General features: G+C 71.3%; 17 protein-coding genes (1 of these 17 only partly in view). 9 read left to right on the forward strand and 8 right to left on the reverse strand.

Features of this window, described 5'->3' with window-relative positions; translation table 11 throughout:
• On the reverse strand, positions 1-818 hold the beginning of the coding sequence (locus DEIMA_RS15545) for a menaquinone biosynthesis decarboxylase (RefSeq protein WP_013558235.1). Its footprint begins 1,018 nt before the window's first position; 818 of the gene's 1,836 nt are visible here — the first part of the coding sequence; its start codon is at positions 816-818; its stop codon lies off the left edge, out of view.
• 147 nt (positions 819-965) lie between these two features.
• Here DEIMA_RS15545 and DEIMA_RS17100 point away from each other — a divergent pair, with 147 nt between their 5' ends.
• The gene (locus DEIMA_RS17100) at positions 966-2,483 is read left to right on the forward strand and encodes a DUF4153 domain-containing protein (protein ID WP_013558236.1); all 1,518 of its coding nucleotides are present in this window, start codon (positions 966-968) and stop codon (positions 2,481-2,483) included.
• Between the two features lie 71 nt (positions 2,484-2,554).
• Here the strand turns inward: DEIMA_RS17100 and argR are convergent, their stop codons facing one another.
• The 5 genes from argR to DEIMA_RS17105 form a co-directional block, all read right to left on the reverse strand.
• The gene (gene argR, locus DEIMA_RS15555) at positions 2,555-3,016 is read right to left on the reverse strand and encodes an arginine repressor (protein ID WP_013558237.1); all 462 of its coding nucleotides are present in this window, start codon (positions 3,014-3,016) and stop codon (positions 2,555-2,557) included.
• Between the two features lie 121 nt (positions 3,017-3,137).
• Complete coding sequence (gene coaBC / locus DEIMA_RS15560) at positions 3,138-4,319, reverse strand: bifunctional phosphopantothenoylcysteine decarboxylase/phosphopantothenate--cysteine ligase CoaBC (protein ID WP_013558238.1); 1,182 nt, start codon at positions 4,317-4,319, stop codon at positions 3,138-3,140.
• A gap of 181 nt (positions 4,320-4,500) precedes the next feature.
• The gene (gene rpoZ, locus DEIMA_RS15565) at positions 4,501-4,800 is read right to left on the reverse strand and encodes a DNA-directed RNA polymerase subunit omega (RefSeq protein ID WP_013558239.1); all 300 of its coding nucleotides are present in this window, start codon (positions 4,798-4,800) and stop codon (positions 4,501-4,503) included.
• A gap of 105 nt (positions 4,801-4,905) precedes the next feature.
• Positions 4,906-5,628: a hypothetical protein gene (locus DEIMA_RS15570; protein WP_013558240.1), complete on the reverse strand. Its 723-nt coding sequence runs from the start codon at positions 5,626-5,628 to the stop codon at positions 4,906-4,908.
• Positions 5,625-6,104, reverse strand: a complete 480-nt coding sequence (locus DEIMA_RS17105) for a P-loop NTPase family protein (protein ID WP_052303328.1) — start codon at positions 6,102-6,104, stop codon at positions 5,625-5,627. The genes DEIMA_RS15570 and DEIMA_RS17105 overlap by 4 nt, the downstream gene beginning before the upstream one ends.
• 397 nt (positions 6,105-6,501) lie before the next feature.
• On the opposite strand from DEIMA_RS17105, the gene DEIMA_RS15580 reads away from it, so the two are divergent.
• Positions 6,502-7,434, forward strand: coding sequence for a magnesium transporter CorA family protein (locus tag DEIMA_RS15580; protein WP_013558242.1), 933 nt, complete (start codon positions 6,502-6,504; stop codon positions 7,432-7,434).
• A gap of 173 nt (positions 7,435-7,607) precedes the next feature.
• Here DEIMA_RS15580 and DEIMA_RS15585 read toward each other — a convergent pair whose 3' ends face one another.
• The gene (locus DEIMA_RS15585; RefSeq protein WP_013558243.1) at positions 7,608-8,528 is read right to left on the reverse strand and encodes a magnesium transporter CorA family protein; all 921 of its coding nucleotides are present in this window, start codon (positions 8,526-8,528) and stop codon (positions 7,608-7,610) included.
• Between DEIMA_RS15585 and crcB the strand changes: the two genes are divergently transcribed.
• The 4 genes from crcB (at position 8,527) to DEIMA_RS15605 (ending at position 11,853) form a co-directional block, all read left to right on the forward strand.
• Complete coding sequence (gene crcB / locus DEIMA_RS15590; protein WP_245528333.1) at positions 8,527-8,958, forward strand: fluoride efflux transporter CrcB; 432 nt, start codon at positions 8,527-8,529, stop codon at positions 8,956-8,958. The genes DEIMA_RS15585 and crcB overlap by 2 nt on opposite strands.
• The gene (gene xseA, locus DEIMA_RS15595; protein WP_013558245.1) at positions 8,955-10,160 is read left to right on the forward strand and encodes an exodeoxyribonuclease VII large subunit; all 1,206 of its coding nucleotides are present in this window, start codon (positions 8,955-8,957) and stop codon (positions 10,158-10,160) included. Before crcB ends, xseA begins: the two co-directional genes overlap by 4 nt.
• 113 nt (positions 10,161-10,273) lie before the next feature.
• Positions 10,274-11,254 (forward strand): protein-methionine-sulfoxide reductase catalytic subunit MsrP, encoded by a 981-nt coding sequence (gene msrP / locus DEIMA_RS15600; protein WP_013558246.1) that lies wholly within the window; start codon positions 10,274-10,276, stop codon positions 11,252-11,254.
• 44 nt (positions 11,255-11,298) lie between these two features.
• Positions 11,299-11,853: a protein-methionine-sulfoxide reductase heme-binding subunit MsrQ gene (locus DEIMA_RS15605; RefSeq protein WP_013558247.1), complete on the forward strand. Its 555-nt coding sequence runs from the start codon at positions 11,299-11,301 to the stop codon at positions 11,851-11,853.
• A gap of 61 nt (positions 11,854-11,914) precedes the next feature.
• Here the strand turns inward: DEIMA_RS15605 and DEIMA_RS15610 are convergent, their stop codons facing one another.
• A complete protein-coding gene (locus DEIMA_RS15610) occupies positions 11,915-13,108 on the reverse strand; it encodes a hypothetical protein (RefSeq protein ID WP_013558248.1) in 1,194 nt (397 codons plus the stop codon).
• Between the two features lie 161 nt (positions 13,109-13,269).
• Between DEIMA_RS15610 and xseB the strand changes: the two genes are divergently transcribed.
• From xseB to rpmA, 3 genes are all read left to right on the forward strand, one after another.
• The gene (xseB, locus tag DEIMA_RS15615; RefSeq protein WP_043816849.1) at positions 13,270-13,497 is read left to right on the forward strand and encodes an exodeoxyribonuclease VII small subunit; all 228 of its coding nucleotides are present in this window, start codon (positions 13,270-13,272) and stop codon (positions 13,495-13,497) included.
• A gap of 338 nt (positions 13,498-13,835) precedes the next feature.
• Positions 13,836-14,138 carry a 50S ribosomal protein L21 gene (gene rplU / locus DEIMA_RS15620; RefSeq protein ID WP_013558250.1) on the forward strand — a complete coding sequence of 101 codons (303 nt, stop codon included), beginning with the start codon at positions 13,836-13,838 and terminating at the stop codon, positions 14,136-14,138.
• An 11-nt stretch (positions 14,139-14,149) separates the two neighbouring features.
• Positions 14,150-14,422 carry a 50S ribosomal protein L27 gene (gene rpmA / locus DEIMA_RS15625; protein WP_013558251.1) on the forward strand — a complete coding sequence of 91 codons (273 nt, stop codon included), beginning with the start codon at positions 14,150-14,152 and terminating at the stop codon, positions 14,420-14,422.
• Positions 14,423-14,458: the final 36 nt, after the last annotated feature.

The raw sequence follows: 14,458 nt of genomic DNA on the forward strand, positions 1-14,458 counted from the left end.
GGGTCCACGTACCCTTCCAGGATGAATTCCGCGTTTGCGGGCACGTCGAGGTCCACGGTCACGCCCTGCACGACCGGGTAGCGCGCGCCCCGTAGGTACCCTGCAAGAGCGAACTCGTCCAGGCCCGGCACGGGTGGCAGTGGCGCCGTCGCCGCGTACACCAGGGCCGGATCACCGCCGAGCGCCACCGCGACCTCTAGGCGCTGCCCGAGCCGCTTGGCCTTCTCCAGGTGCCGCGCGCCCGTTTTATGCCGCTGCCAGTGCATGCCCGTCTCGCGCGGGCCCATGACCTGCATGCGGTACATGCCCATGTTCCGCTCGCCCGTTTCCGGGTCCTTCGTGATCACGAGCGGCAACGTCACGAACGGCCCGCCGTCCAGCGGCCAGCACTTCAGGATCGGGAGTTTCCCGAGATCCACCTCGTCGCCGCGCCACACGACCTCCTGCACCGGCGCGCGCGACACGCGGCGCGGCGGCAGCGACGCCGCGTCCTTGAGTTTCGGGAGGTTGCTGAGCAGCCCCCCCAGTCCACCCCCGGCTTTCAGGTCCATGAGGTTCCGGACGCGCGCCGCGAGCGCGTCGAGGTCCGGCTCGCCCACCGCGAGGGCCATGCGCTCACGCGTCCCCATCAGCCCGATCACGAGCGGGAAGTCGCTGCCTTTCACGTGCTCGAACAGCACGGCCGGGCCGCCACTCTTCACGAGGCGGTCGGCGATCTCCGTGATTTCCAGGTCGCGGTCCACGGGCACGCTCACGCGCACCAGCTCCCCGCGCGCCTCAAGCTGCGCCATAAACGATTGCAGATCCGGGAAGGCCATACCTGCAGTGTCGGGCACGCGCCCGCACGAAATCCAGGGCGGAGCGTCCCCGAACGCGACATACGCCCGGGGGTACGTCCCGGTCCACGCGGGAGCTACATCCCGGTGCAGGTTCGCCGGTTGGGCGGGTCATCGCACGCTGCAGGCATGACCGAACCAACCCTTTCTGCGCATGAGCAGCCGCCCGTGGTGACCCCGGACGCCCCGGCATGGACGTGGCAGACCTTCACACCCGCGCGGGCGCTGCCGGTGCTGGGCGGCGCGGCGGCGCTCGGCGTGCTCGCGCACGCCCTGGTGCGGGGGGGTGGGCCGCTCGGGGTGAACTTCACGCTGCTCGTGTGGGCCGTGCTGGGCACAGCCTTGCTGCTCACGCGGCGCGCCCCGCGCAGCCGCGCCGCGGTGACGCTGCTGGGGGTGGCCGCGGCGTTCGCCGCGTGCGTCGCGTGGCGGGACATGCTGGCGCTCACGGTCCTGAATGTCCTGGCGACGCTGCTGGCGGGCGCGGTAGGCCTGAGGTACCTGCGCGCGCCCGGCCAGGTCTGGACGATGCCGCCGTTCGCGCCCCTGATCGCCGCGGCCCTGCTGTGGACGCACACGCTCGTGCAGGGAGCCGGCCTGCCGGCCCGCACGAACTGGCGGGCCCTGGCCCACCCGGGCCGGGCGCGCGCGTGGGGGCCGCTGCTGCGCGGCGCGCTGCTGGCCCTCCCGCTGCTGCTGGTGTTCGGGGCGTTGCTGGGCAACGCGGACGCGGCGTTCGGAACGCTGCTGGGGCGCCTGCTGCGCTGGAATCTCGGGGCCTTCACGCGCGACGCCCTCGCGTGGGTGGTGTGGGTCTGGGCCTTGACGGGCGTGTTGTACGTGGCGGCACTCGCCCGCACCCCCACCCGCCCTGACCCGGCGACCATGCCGATCGCGCGCCTGGGGGCGACCGAGGTGGGCATCGTGCTCGGGAGCCTCGCGGCGCTGTTCGCAGCGTTCATGGTGGTGCAGGGCGCGTACCTGTTTGGCGGCCCAGCACAGGTGACGGCCCTGACGGGCCTGACGTACGCGGAGTACGCGCGGCGCGGGTTTTTCGAGCTGCTGACGGTAACACTGCTGGGCGTGCCGCTGCTGCTGGCCCTGAGGGGCGCGCTGGGCGCCGACCTCCGGGACCACGGTTGGCCGCGCGCGCTGACGCTGCTCGTGACCGGGCTGCTGGCCGCGCTGCTGGCGTCCGCCTGGACCCGTATGGGGCTGTACGTGCAGGTGTACGGCCTGAGTGAGCTGCGCGTTCTGGCGGGAACGGCGATGGTGTGGGTGGCGGCCCTGCTGGGCCTGCTCGGGTGGAGCGTGGCGCGCGCGCGAACAGAGACCTTCACGGCCCGCGCGGTGTTGGCCGGCTTCGTCGTGCTGCTGGGGCTGAATGGGCTGAACCCGGGCCTGCGGATCGCGCGGGACCTCGGGACGCGCGCGACCATCCTTCCGGCAGCGCGGGCCGTTCAGCTGACCGCGCAGAACCTCGGCGCGGACGCGGCGCCGTACGTCCTGCCGAACCTGATGACGCTGGCGGACGGTCAGTCCGATGTGGCGGCGGCCCTGCGGGAGAGCGTACGTGGCAGCGCCGTGAAGGACTGGCGGTCGTGGAACGCGGCGCGGGCGCACGCCGGACGCCTGGGGGCGCCCTGAGCCCGCCGGGCGGTGTACGCGCCATATGGGGAGGAAGGCGCCCCGTTGATCGGGGCGCCTTCCCGTCAGCTTCAGCCGAGCATCAGGCTGTGCAGTTCTTCCAGCAGGGCTTCGCCCTCGGCCACGGTGCGGGCGACGATCATGATGGTGTCCTGCCCGGCGAGGGTGCCGACGATGTCGTCACGGCGGAGTTTGTCGAGGAAGAAGGCGACGCCGTTCGCGTGGCCTTCGGCGGTTTTGACGACGAGGAGGTTCTCGCCGCGGTCGATGTCGGTGACGAAGGTGCGGAAGAGCCGCGCGAGTTCGTCCATGACGTCGGTTTCGGTGGTGACCTGCGCGAGGGAGTAGCGGTGCTTGCTTTTGCCGATGGGGAGGCGCACGAGGCGCAGTTCGTTGATGTCTCGGCTGACGGTGGCCTGGGTGACACGGACGCCTTCGGCATTGAGGCGTTCGACGAGTTCGGATTGGGTGGAGATGCTTTCGCGCGCGATGATCTCCTGAATGCGCTTCTGACGCTGCTCTTTGCTGAACACAGTACGAATAATTATACGTATAAAGCGAATTTATACAAGCGCGGTCTGCGCGCAGGCCTCACAGGCTACCTGCACCCGCGCCCACACGCAAGAGCCCACCGCCCCAACCGCCACCGAGCCCTTAACCACCCCGAACCGCGAGCGCCGCGTCCAGCAACCGCGACGCCACCTCCCGCTTGCTCACCCGCGGCCACGCCTCGAACGACCCGTCCGCACGCACCAACGTCACCTCATTGTCATCGCCACCAAACGCCGTCCCGACCTTCGTCGGGTAATTCAGCAGGATGAAATCCGCATTCTTGCGCCGCGCCTTCTCCGCCGCACGCGCCACCCCCGCGTCCGTCTCCATCGCGAAACCCACCAGCACCCGCTCGCCCTTCTCCGCGCCCAGCGCCGCCAAAATGTCCGGATTGGGCGTGAACGTCACCGTCACGTCCCCCGGCGTCTTCGGGCGCTTCTCGGTCGCCGGATCCGCCGCGCGGTAATCCGCCACCGCCGCTGTCATCACAACCACGTTCGCGTCCCGCGCGGCCTCCAGCATCGCCGCATGCATCTCCAGCGCGCTCTCCACCCGCACCGTCCGCACGCCCGGCAGGTCCGCCAGACCCACCGGCCCCGTCACCAGCGTCACGTCCGCGCCGCGCGCCCGCGCCACCTCCGCCACCGCGAACCCCATCTTCCCACTCGACGGGTTGCTGATATACCGCACCGGATCCAGGTACTCGCGCGTCGGCCCCGCCGACACCGCCACCCGCACCCCCGCGAGATCCTGCGGCGGCGAGCTGAGCAGCCCCCGCGCCGCCGCCGCGATCTCCTCGGGCTCAGCCATGCGGCCCAGCCCCTCCCCCTCCCCACTCGACCCGAACGCGCCCTCCACCGGCCCGAGGAACCCGTGCCCCCACCGGCGCAGCACCGCCACGTTCGCCTGCGTGGCCGGATGGCGCCACATGCGTTCGTTCATGGCCGGCACCCACAACACCGGCGCGCGCACACTCAAGAGCGTCGCGCTCGCCAGGTCGTCCGCGCGGCCATGCGCGTGCCGACTCAGCAGGTCCGCGCTCGCCCCCACGATCACGGCCACGTCGCACCGCGCGAAGCTCAGGTGCTGCGCCGTCGCGTGCGGCGCGAACCACGTCTCATCCGTGGCAACGTCACTGTCCGCTGCGGTCGCCAGCGACAGCGGCGTCACGAACTGCAGCGCCGCGCGCGTCGCGATCACGCGCGTGCGGAATCCCGCCTCGCGCAGGCGACGCACCGCGGACGGGGCCTTCACGGCGGCCATACTGCCCCCCACGATCACCAACGCGACCGCGGCTTCAGAAGAACGGGAAACGCTCACCCGCGCAGTGTAAAGCGCCCGCACGCCCAACGCGCCGCCCCGCACCACGCTTTCCTGAACCCCACCCGACCGGCCAGCGCCCCCCCGGCGCCCCACCATGAAGAACGCCCCCACCTGCAGGTGGGGGCGGCGTGTTCAGGAACGGTCAGTCGCGTTCGCGTTCGCGTTCGGCGTTCAGCTGCGCCTGCAGCTGCGCCTGACGCTGACGCTGATAATCCTGCTGCATGCGGTCCTCGTCAATGAGGCCCTCGCCGACCTGCAGCTTCCCGCCGGCCAGCTCCCGCATGGCCTGCGTCACGAGGTTCCGGGTTTTCACGCGCACCTCGGGCGCCAGGACGCTCGGCGCGCCCGCGCGCAACTGGATGGCGCGTTTCGCCGTCACGACCGACAGGCGGTACTTGCTGTCCGTGAGTGAAAGCAGCTTGTCGATGTCTTTTTCAGCCATAGGGACCCCTTTCGCGCCCACACCCGCACCCGGCCCGGGACGGGGGACGCTCTCAGCCTCACAGCATACACCACCGCCTGCCCCCAGGGTCCCCACCCGGTCACCTTAAGGCTCCACGGCCTCCAGTGCGCGCGCCGCCACCCACAATGCCAGCAGCGTCAGCACCGGCTGCGCCGCCACCGCGAGCGCTGACACGCGCAGCTCGCAGCCTCCAGGGTGCGCGCACAACTCCGACGGGAGGTTCGCGAACGACACGCTCAGCGCCGGCCCCACCCCCGCCGCGATGGCCGTCCACAGGGCCACGCCCGCCCACAACGCTGCGAACACCACGACGCCCGCCACCCCCCGCAAGCGCGACGCGCGCCCCATCGCGCCCGCCGCCAGCGCCACCGCCGGCGGCACCAGCAAGAACGCCCCCACGATGCCCGCCAGCCGCGCCGCGTCGCCCGGCGCGACGCGCACCTCCGCCAGCGGCGCCGCCAACGCCCCGAACGACCACGCCGCCCACAGCAGCGCGCCCGCCATCACCGCTGCCTCCAGCAGCACCCGCACGTACCGCGCGGCGATCACCACCCCGCCCGGCACGCCCAGCGCGCGCCATAGCAGGAACGTCCCCTGCGCGAACTCCGGCCACAACGCCGCCGTGCCGCCCAGAACCCAGTGCAGCAGCGGCACCGCCCCGAGCGCCGCGACAGCCACCCCCCCGGTCAGCGCGTCCGGCGCGTACCGCGCCACCGCGAACGCTCCCAGCAGCAACAGCAGCACCGTGGCCAGCAGCCCCGGCAAGCGCCCCCACACGTCCCGCCCCACCAGCCGCAGGAACCTCACGCGCGCCCACCCAGGTCCAGCAGCGGCGCGTCCGCCCGCCACCCGGGCAGCCCGGACGACACCACCAGCGCGCCCCGCGCCCCCGCGTCCTCCAGCGCGCCGGCCACGCGCTGCGCCAGCGCCACATCCGTCGCGCCGCGGAACGGGTCATCCAGCACGAATAATGTCGCCTCCCGCGCGAGCGTCAACGCCAGGCCCGCCCGCGCCCGCTCCGCCCACGGCAACCGCCCCACCGGCACGCGCGTCCGCACCCCCAGACTTTCCGCCGTCTCCACCAGCCGCGTCACACCCACCCGCGCCCCCCCAGTCGACACCAGGCCGTTCACGACCCGCACCGCGCGGCTCAACGACCACGCCGGGTCCAGCCCCCCCACGCCCGGCAGGAACGCCACGCGCGAACGCGCCCGCACCGCCGGCACAGTCCCCACCAGCACCCGCCCGCGCGCCGGCACGCTCACGCCAGCCAGCGCCCTCACGCACCGCCCCGGCCCCCACCCCCGACACGCGCAGGAGGCCGCCCGGCATCACCTGCACGTCCACCGCGGGCGTCAGCCGCCACGTCCCGATCCGCACGCGCACGCCGCGCGCGCTCAGCACCGCCCCCGACGCGTCCATGCCCGCGATCATCGCACGTTCCGCGCCGCCTTGCCGCCCGCCCCCCTGGGCGCTAGCATGAGCACCGACGCGCCCCGGCACGGGGCAGCACACGCGCGCGCGCGCCCGGGAGGTGGTCCAAGGTGACAATCGAACAGGAACCGCCCAGTCAGCCTTGCCGCACCCCCCCGACTGCCGGCTGACCCACGCGCGCCCGCCGGCCCCACCGCCCCAGGAGGCCGCCATGCCCTACCACCACGCCCCGCGCGAGGCCCGCACATGCTGACGTACTACCGCAGCATCGGCGGGAAACTCCACGTCATCCAGGATTACACCGATGGCTGCTGGATCAACGTCACCGCCCCCACCCCCGAAGAACTCGCCCGCGTCTCCCGCGAAACCGGCCTGGACCTCGACTACCTGCAGTACCCCCTCGACCCGGACGAACGCTCCCGCTTCGAACGCGAGGACGGCCAGCTCCTCATCATCCTGCAGACCAGCTACCGCCTCGCCGACAACAGCGACATCCCCTACGACACCGTCCCGCTCGGCATTCTGCACACCGACCACTGCGTCGTCACCGTCTGCGCCCAGGAGAACCCCGTCATCCGCGACCTCGTGAGCGGCATGGTGCGCTCCATCAGCACCGCCAAGAAGAACCGCCTGACGCTGCAGGTGTTCCTCCGCAACGCGCAACGCTTCCTGATCGACCTGCGCCACATCAACAAACAGGTGGACCGCACCGAGGACAAGCTGGAAAGCAGCACCCGCAACAAGGAACTGCTGGAACTCCTGAAACTCGAGAAGAGCCTCGTGTACTTCATGACGGCCCTCAAAGCGAACGAACTGATGATGGAACGCGTGAAACGCGACCGCATCTTCGAGATGTACGACGAGGACCAGGAACTCCTCGACGACGTGCTGATCGAGAACCTGCAGGCCATCGAAATGACCGACATCGCCAGCAGCATTCTCACGAGCATGAGCGGCACGTTCGCCAGCGTCATCAGCAACAACGTCAATCAGGTCGTGAAGCTCCTCACCACCACCACGATCCTGGTGGCCATCCCCACCTTGATCACCGGCGTGTTCGGCATGAACGTCCCCATCCCCGGGCAGGACCACCCGTGGAGCTTCGCACTGGCGCTCGGCATTGCGTTCAGCGCGAGCGGCATTCTGGCGTTCCTGTTCTACCGCCTGCGCTGGTTCTGAAGCGCCCACCTGGGGTGTGGCACGTCATTTCCGGGCGTGCCGCAGGGGGCACGCCCAAAAGCGGGGCTGCACCCTGCCCATCAGGACTTCCCTGGAGCAATGTACCCAGGGGCGCGGGTGCCGCGCTGCTCCGTTAACAGGCCGCGGGCGCGCCCGCGACCTTCAGGGCGCCATCACCACCAGCCGCGACGCTTGAAGTAGAGCGCGAGGGCCGCGCCAATCAGCACGAACATCGCCCACGCGAAGGCGTACCCATAGCGCCAGTGCAGTTCCGGCATGAATTCGAAGTTCATGCCCCACACGCCCGCGAGGAACGTCAGCGGCAGGAACACGGTGCTGACGGCTGCGAGGGTCCGCATGACCTCGTTCATGCGTTGGCTCTGCACGCCGGAGTAGATGTTCAGCAGGCCCGTCAGGGCGTCACGGCCGCCTTCCATGCGGCTCGCGACGCGGTTCATGGTGTCCTGCACGTCCCGGAAGCGCACGAGGTCCGCGTCGGGAACGCGGGCGTGGCGGGCCAGCAGGACGCTCGCGTCGCGCGCTTCGTACGCGACGCGGCGCGCGTGCGCGAGACTGCGTTTCAGGTCGAAGACGTCCTGGGCGATGTCCGCGCGGCGTTTCGATCGGGAGAACACGCGCTCCTCGATGACGTCGAAGCGGCTCTCAAGCTCGTCGAGAAACGCGGTGAACGAGTCGGCACCGTGGTCGAGGATCTCGAAGGTGATCTCACCGGGCGTGTTGACGCTTTCGCGGCCGACCATGCGCCAGATCTGGTCGAGGTACGGGAGGCGTTCGCGGCTGAAGGTCAGCAGGGCGTCCGGGTACATGAAGAGGCTGACGCGTTCCGTGAATTCGTCGAGTTCGCGTGGCCGCGCGAGGGACCGGAAGGTGATGAAGTCGCCTTCCGGGTACTGTTCGTAGCGGCTCCACTGGCCGGCCTGTTGCGCGTCCTCGAGGGCGAGGGGGTGCATGGGGAACGTGGCGCGCAGCGCGTCGAGTTCCTCGGGGGTGACGTTGCTGGCGTCCACCCATACGTGCTCGCGCTCGCCTCGCCAGGGGAACTCGCGGCCGTCGAGGGTGGTGGCGCGAATCATGCGCCCTAGCATAGCGGCGGGCGTGGCCGGGCGGGGTGGCGGGTGGCGTATCCTGGGCGGCATGTGGGCGGGGGTTGCGGTCGGGGGGGCGCTGGGCGCGCTGGCGCGGTACGCGCTGACGCTGTGGGCCGCGCGTGTGTGGTCGGCGTTTCCGCTGGGGACGCTGGGCATTAACGTGGTGGGGTCGTTCCTGCTGGGCGTGACGGTGGCGCTCGCGGCGCGCGCGGCGGTGCCGGACGCGTGGCGCGTGGTGTTCGGCACGGGGTTCCTGGGGGCGTTCACGACGTTCAGCACGTTCAGCGTGGATTCGGTGCGCCTGGCGCAGGCTGGGGAGTGGCGCGCGTTCGCGGGGTACCTGGGTGGGCATGTGCTGCTGGGGCTGCTGGCCGCGGCGGCGGGGTTGCTGATCGGGTCGGGGCGGGCCGTGTGAGCCGCAAGCGTCGTGCGGAGGACCGCGCGCCCACGCAGTTTCTGGAGTTGTCGGAGCTGCTGGGGTACGTGGCGCAGGTGCTGCACCAGGGCGTGCCAGGGGGCGTGTGGGTGCGGGCGGAGATCGCGCAGCTGACGGACCGGCGGCACCTGTACCTGGATCTCGTGCAGGCCGACGAGGATGGGCGGGAGCTGGCGAAGGCGCGCGGGACGGTGTGGGCGCGGGAGCGGTTCGCGCTGGAGGGGAAGTTCCGGCGGGCGACGGGCGCGGGCCTGACGGCGGGGTTGCGGGTGCTGCTGATGGTGACGGTGGAGTTCCATGAGCAGTACGGGTTCAGCCTGAATGTCGTGGACGTCGCGCCGGAGTTCACGGTGGGCGACATGGCGCAGCAGCTCGCGCGGTTGCGCGTGGCGCTGGAGGCGGAGGGGCTGTACGGGTTGAACCGGGCGTTGCCGCTGCCGGAGGATTTCACGCGGGTGCTGGTGCTGAGCCCGGCGGGCGCGGCGGGCCTGGGGGACTTCACGCGCGAAGCGGACCGGTTGTCGCGGGCGGGCGTCGTGAACTTCACGTACCTGAGCGCGACGTTCCAGGGACGGGAGGCGTCGGCGAGCCTCACAGCGGCACTCGCGGAGGCGCGGCGGTTGCATGCCGAGGAGGCGTTTGACGCGCTGGTGATCATCCGGGGTGGCGGGGCGAGCACGGACCTCGCGTGGCTCAATGATCTGGCGGTCGCGCGGGCGGTCGCGGCGTTTCCCGCGCCGGTCGTGACGGGATTGGGGCACGCGCGGGACGACACGATTCTGGATGAGGTGGCGCGCGTGCGGTGCGACACGCCCAGCAAGGCGGCGCAGTTCATCACGCGGGTGGTCGTGGAGGCGGCCGGGGCGGCGGAGGCTGCGTACGCGCAGGTGCGCGGGGCGGCGCGGGCCGCCGTGCACGAGGCGAAGCTGTCGGTGTCGGCGTTGAGGGTCCGGGTATTGGGAGCGGCGCGCGCGCGGGTGGAGGCGGACGCGGCGGGCGCGGACGCGCACATGCGGGCGGTGCTGGGCCTGACGCCCGAGCGGACGCTGGCGCGCGGGTACGCGCTCGTGCGGGACGCGGCGGGGCGCGTCGTGCGGGACGCGGCGGGCGCGCGCGCGGGCGCGTTGACGCTCACCTTCCAGGACGGCGAGGTGCGCGTGCGCGTGGACGACGCGCCCTGAGCCGAGCCTTGGTTCGCTCGGGGCGTTACAGTCACGGGGGCGGGGGCGTGCTGGCATGAGGGCCACCCGGCCCCCCGCCTGCATGCGTGTGGGCGGCGCCGTGAGGAGGCCCCATGACGAACCCACCCCCCGGTCGACCGTTCGAGGACCCTGACGAGCAGGAGCGGCGCGCCGTGACCCGCCGGGCGTTTCTGCGCGGCGCGGCGCTGTTCACGGGCACGGCCGCGGCCCTCGGTGGCGGCCTGGAACTGTTGACGCGCCGGCCGGGGGCCGCGCCCGCGCCGAGCGCAGCCCCGCCGCTGGTGGCCGCGCCGCGTGCGCTGGGGCCGTACGATACGGCGGAGCCGCTCACGCCGTACGCGCAGGCCACGACGTACAACAACTACTACGAGTTCGGGCTGGGCAAGGCCGACCCGGCCCGCCTCGCGGGGGGCCTGCGCACGCAACCCTGGACGGTGCTGATCGACGGGGAGGTCCGCGCGCCCCTGCAGGTGGACCTGGACAGGCTGCGGTCATGGTTCACGCCGGAGGACCGCATCTACCGCATGCGCTGCGTCGAGGGGTGGTCCATGGTGATGCCGTGGCAGGGGTTTCCGCTCGCAGCGCTGCTGCGTCGTGCGGAGCCCACGGGTCACGCGCGGTACGTGCAGTTCACGGCGCTGCATGATCCGCAGCAGTTCCCGGGGCAGCGGGGGGACGTTCTGGCGTGGCCGTACGTGGAGGGCCTGCGGCTGGATGAGGCGCTGCATCCGCTGACGCTCCTCGCGGTCGGCTTGAACGGGCGGGCGCTGCCGAATCAGAATGGGGCCCCGTTGCGGCTGGTGGTGCCGTGGAAGTACGGGTTCAAGAGCATCAAGGCGGTGGTGCGCATCACCCTGACGCGGACGCAGCCGCCGACAACGTGGAGTCTGGCGGCGCCGCAGGAGTACGGCTTTTACGCGAACGTGAACCCGGCGGTGCCGCACCCGCGCTGGAGTCAGGCGACGGAGCAGCGCATCGGGGAGTGGGGGCGGCAGCCGACGCTGCCGTTCAACGGGTACGCGCGGGAGGTCGCGGACCTGTACCGCGGTATGGACCTGCGGGTGTTCTTTTGAGCGGGCGGCGGGCACCTGCCCGGTGGGCGGGGCTGGAGCCGGGCGTGGTGGTGGGGGGGCTGGTCCCGCTGGTGGGGTTGCTGCTCGACGCGCGCACAGGCGCGCTGGGCGCGAACCCGGTGCAGCGGGCGCTGCTGCAGACGGGCCTGCTGGCGTTGGCGCTGCTGCTGTTGTCGCTGGCGTGCACGCCGCTGCGGACGCTGAGCGGGTGGACGTGGCCAGCGCGGGTCCGCCGGGCGTTGGGACTGCTGGCGTTCGCGTACGCGGCGCTGCATTTCCTGATCTACCTGTTCGACCATGGGCTGACGCCCGGGGTAGTGCTGGAGGACGTGCTGGAGCGACCGTTCATCACAGTGGGGTTCGTGGCGCTGGTGCTGCTGATCCCGCTGGCGGTCACGAGCACGCCACGCATGGTGCGGCGGCTGGGGTTCGTGCGCTGGCAGCGCCTGCACCGCGCGGTGTATGCCGCGGCGGCGCTGGGCGCGCTGCATTACTGGTGGGGGGTGAAGAAGGACCACACGGGTCCGCTGGTGGCGGCGCTGGCGCTGGCGGCGCTGCTGGTCGCGCGGTGGGTGCGCGCGCCGCGCCGTCGGTCCTGAGTGAGGGCAGCGGGCGGGGGCCGGGATTGCCTCCCGGCCCCCGCCCGCTGCGGGCACGCGCTTACTTCAGGAGGTCCTGCAGGGTGGTGGTCACGACGGCGCCGTCCCGGACGTAGCGGACGGTCACCTGGTCGCCGGGCGTCAGGTCGGCGTCGGGGCCGTCCTGCAAACTGCCCCAGGCGCTCGCGGCGCGTGCACCGTCCAGATCCACGAGGCCGCGCACCTGACCTTCGATGCGCGCGAACGGGTTCTGGGCCGTCAGGGTGTCGCCGCTCAGGACGATGTTCTTGAGGCCGCGGACGTCCAGGCTGACTTGCGCGTTGTGCTTGGGCAGGGTCACGTCCGCGTTGACGCTGACCGCGCTGGGCGTGAACGTGAGGGTGTTGGGGTCGCAGCGGTTGGTGGTGGTGCCGTTCAGGGCGACGTTCAGTTTCGCGCGGGCGTTGTGTTGCGTGCCGCGCAGGCTGGCGTCCACGGCGAAGGTGACGCCGCTGTTCGCCCAGGCGTACTGGACGTTGAGGCGCGCGGCGGGCTCGCTTTCGCGGCCGGCCCAGGCGTTGAGCGTGAGGGCGTCCGGGCCGGTGCTGCTGAGGCACGCGCCGGGCGCGAGCGTGAAGTCGGCGTGCGCGAGGCGCTGGAGGTCGCGCCCGGTGCCGCGCGTGACGTTCAGGCGGGCGCGTGTGGGCAGTTCCACGCTGTAGGTGCCCTGCTCGCCGATCAGGGTGAGGCTGGTGGTGGGCGCGCCGCTCACGCGCCACTCGATGGTGGCGGTCGTGCCGGTGCTGTCGTCGATGTACACGAGGCCGTCGGTGGGGGTGGCGGTGCGGGTGATCTGGCCGTTTGCGGCGCGGCGGGTGGTGCCGGTGGGCAGGGGCACGTTTGGCGTGACGCTCACGCTGGTGGCGTGGGTGGGGGTGCGTCCGGCAGCGAGCGCAGCGGCGAGGGTGCGGCCGAGCGCCTGGGGATTCAGGCTCTGCGGCTGGCTCGGGAAGGCGCTGCCGGTCAGGCTGAAGGCGGCGAAGGCCGCGAGGGTGTCAGCGTCGAGGTTCGCGGGGCTGAGGACCGCGAGGAGGTCGGCGTTGACGTCGGCGGTGATGGCGGGGGCGTTGCGGGTATCGACGGCGCTGGTGGCGATGGGCGCGGCAGGCTCCGTGAAGTTGCCGGTGGTGGGGGGCGGGGTGGTGCCCGTGGGGGTCGTGCAGGCGGCCAGCAGGGCGGGGAGCAGCAGGCCAGGTGCGGTCCGTTTGAAGGTCATGGTTTGATTAAAGCGTTGCGCATCCGGTGCTCACAAGTCAGTTCCCACCTGCACTCAGCGAAGATGAGCAGCGCACGTGGTTGAAGCGGGGTGTGACTAGTGCCGCAGCCGCCGTGATGGGCGGCGGTTCTGTGCGGGAGTCACTGCTCTACACTGCGGGCATGAGTGAGTACCGGGAAGCGTACGCCACGCTGGCGCGGGTGGCGCGGGCCCTGGAGGACGGCGAAGCCGACCTGGACCGGGTGCTGCCGCTGGTGGAGGAGGCGCGCGCCGCATACGGCGTGGTCCGCGCGCGCATCGAGGCGGTCCGCGCGGCCCTCGGCGACGACTGGGAGGACGAGGAGGGCAGCGCGGCGGAAGCAGACGACCTGGACGACGAGGACGACTAGGGCTGGCGTGCGCCGGGCTGGGCGGGTATATTGAGGGGTCACTGGTCCGCGTGGTGTGCGGACTTGCGGAGGTCGAGTCAGGAACGCCCCTTGTGGGCAGCGTGTACCGCGAGGACACGCGAGTCGAGAACGGTACAACATCACGTGCGCGGCGCCCTCGAGTGGGCGTCAGGGTGGTGTTTGGTCCGTTCCGAGCTGGTGACGGGCCGCCTTCGCCGTTGGGCTTGAGAGACGCTTAAGCCCGTGATACAGTGGTGCGCTGATGACCCGCCTCGGCGGGACTGTGCCGCGAGCGCACGCCGGGCTCACGCCCGTGCGCGAGGCAGGGAGGAAAAAGCATGTTTGCGATCATTACGAGCGGTGGGAAACAGTACCGCGTGCAGGAAGGCGACGTCATCCGCGTCGAGAGCCTCAAGGGCCAGGCGGGCGACAAAGTCGAACTCAAGCCCCTGCTGGTGGGCGGCGACCAGACGCTGACCGGCGACGACGCCGCGAAGTTCACGGTCAACGCGGAAGTTGTCGAACACGGCAAGTTCAAGAAGATCTACGTCCGCAAGTACAAGAGCGGCATCCAGTACCGCCGCCGCACCGGTCACCGCCAGCAGTTCACGGCGATCAAGATCACCGGCATTCAAGGGTAAGGTGAATTGAAATGGCTCACAAGAAGGGCGTAGGCTCCTCGAAGAACGGTCGCGACAGCAACCCCAAGTACCTCGGCGTGAAGAAGTTCGGCGGTGAGCGCGTGCTCGCCGGGAACATCCTGGTGCGCCAGCGCGGCACGAAGTTCAAGGCCGGCGCGAACGTCGGCATGGGCCGCGACCACACCCTGTTCGCCCTGACGGACGGCGTCGTGGTGTTCGCGAACAAAGGCAGCAAGGGCCGCTTCATCAGCGTGCAGCTGCCGGTCGAAGCCGCCGCTGACTGATTTCAGCGTCGTCGTGCCAGCCTCGTCGCCCTGGGG

Origin of the sequence: Deinococcus maricopensis DSM 21211, from assembly GCF_000186385.1 — a bacterium.
Taxonomy (GTDB): domain Bacteria; phylum Deinococcota; class Deinococci; order Deinococcales; family Deinococcaceae; genus Deinococcus_B; species Deinococcus_B maricopensis.